General features: G+C 70.0%; 3 protein-coding genes. 1 reads left to right on the forward strand and 2 read right to left on the reverse strand.

Annotated features, from left to right (window positions below):
* Both MCM47_RS39315 and MCM47_RS39320 read right to left on the reverse strand, forming a co-directional pair.
* The coding region (locus MCM47_RS39315; RefSeq protein WP_238951680.1) for a peptide deformylase at positions 1-313 on the reverse strand (313 nt) is incomplete at its 3' end.
* On the reverse strand, positions 310-1,281 hold the full coding sequence (locus tag MCM47_RS39320) for a helix-turn-helix transcriptional regulator (protein ID WP_238951681.1): 972 nt from the start codon (positions 1,279-1,281) through the stop codon (positions 310-312). The genes MCM47_RS39315 and MCM47_RS39320, both read right to left, overlap by 4 nt.
* A 160-nt stretch (positions 1,282-1,441) precedes the next feature.
* On the opposite strand from MCM47_RS39320, the gene MCM47_RS39325 reads away from it, so the two are divergent.
* A complete protein-coding gene (locus MCM47_RS39325; RefSeq protein WP_238951009.1) occupies positions 1,442-1,633 on the forward strand; it encodes a hypothetical protein in 192 nt (63 codons plus the stop codon).
* Positions 1,634-1,733 lie beyond the last annotated feature (100 nt).

Below are 1,733 nucleotides of genomic sequence, written 5' to 3' on the forward strand. Positions count from 1 at the left end.
CATCGATCTCGTCGGAGACGGCGGTGATCTTCGGGTTGAGCAGGACGATCGGTTCGGCGCCGGCGGTCGGGGGCAGGACGAGGGCGGCGGCGCGTGGGATGCCGATCTGCGGGGCGGCGAGGCCCATGCCCTTGGCGAAGGAGTGGATGCGGCCGATCCGGTCGACGGCGGTGAACAGTTCGTCGATCACCGCCTGGGCAGCGGCGCGTTCGGCCGGGAGGTCGAAAGGCTCGGCGCGACGGTTGAGGATGGGGGTGCCCTGTTGGACGACGCCGAGGGACTGCATCTGCTGGCTGGGGCGCACCTCGATCACCTTGTCTCCTTGGTCTGCTGCGGGTTGGGGGCGGAGGCGCGGAAGCGCCATTCGAGGCGGTAGCGCGCGTGGAGCGGTGGGTCGTCGGTGGCCCAGGCGAAGTGCCGGCGCTCGCCGTCGTCGTGGCGGCTGACGGCGGTGCGGAGGGGTGCGGCCTCGGCGGTCATGGAGGTCTCGGTGCCCCACACCACCGGGTCGAGGGCGGTGGGGAAGTCGAGCCGGACGGCGAGGTGTTCGGTGGGCAGACGTACGGCGCGCTGGAACCAGTGGCCCCACTTGTCGGCGCCGACGCTGTAGGCGTACTCGATCCAGGTCGCATCGCCCGGGTAGAGCGGGAAGCGGCCGTGCTCGTTGTCGAACAGGAGCCAGACCTCCTTGAAGGCGTCGCGGTCGTGCTTGGCCTGCCACCGCATGTCCTCGCCCTGGCATGAGGCGGTGAGCGCCAGCTCGTCCCAGGTCAGTGGGTGCTCACGGTAGTGGGCGTTGGAGCGCTCAGGCTCCCCGGGGTAGCGATCGACGGCGATGCGGATCAGATAGCGGGTGATGGGCTCGGTGCCGGTGTTCCGCAGGCGGCGGCGCATGGTCAACCGGTAGGTGGAGCCGTCGAATTCGAGACCGGCTTCGTCGTGTTCGACCACGAGCGCGGAGCCGGAGGCGTACGGCTGTTCGGGGCGGCGCGGGGCTGGCGCTGATGCCTGGGGGCGGCTGCGGGAGCGGGCGGCGTCGTAGTCGAGCCAGCGTCGCCAGATGGCCTTCCCGGCGTTGAGGATCTCGTCGGCGAGGCGGGCGAACTCCTCGGTCGGCTTGTGGCGGCCGGCCTCCATGTGGCTGACGTAGGACGGGTCGAAGCCCATCTTCCGCGCCAGCGCGCGCTTCGACAGGCTGCGGACCTCGCGCCAGTGGGCGACTTCGGCGGCGAACGCCTCCATCGTCTGGTCGGCCGTCTCCTGGTCCGCCTGCGTCTCCATCCGCTCCGCCCCCAGTGAGTGATAAATGAACCGTGAGTGACCTTAGCTCACCATCCCGTCACGGTCCGGCCTGCGGCTGTCATTACCTCATCGGGCACGCACTTCGAGCGCCCGGTCAGCAAGAGCTCCCCATCATCCCTCCTGCCGTGAGGAGTTAGCCGTGCACGAGTCGTCCCGCCGTCGAGGTCAGCACCGCGATCCGGTCGGCGCGTTCCTCGGCGGCCTGTGGGCGGTCGGCAACGCCGCGGTGATCATCCTGCTCGGCGTCATCGTGCAGGACCACTTCGACACGGCCCGACTCGGTGCTCGCCCGGCGGCCAACTCGGCGCCGGACGACGGCACCTTCGCGTAGCGCCCTTCCACCCATCGCCCACCACGGGCTGGACTCCGAATTGGAGCGCACAGCATGGAAACCAGGAACGTGATCGTCCCCGTCCACGACGGGCCCATCG

The organism is Kitasatospora sp. A2-31 (genome assembly GCF_022288725.1).
In the GTDB taxonomy this organism is placed as follows: domain Bacteria; phylum Actinomycetota; class Actinomycetes; order Streptomycetales; family Streptomycetaceae; genus Kitasatospora.

Bases quoted from the DNA above. Each gene is read 5' to 3' on its own strand.
- MCM47_RS39320 (WP_238951681.1), bottom strand. From the start codon at position 1,281: ATGGAGACGCAGGCGGACCAGGAGACGGCCGACCAGACGATGGAGGCG.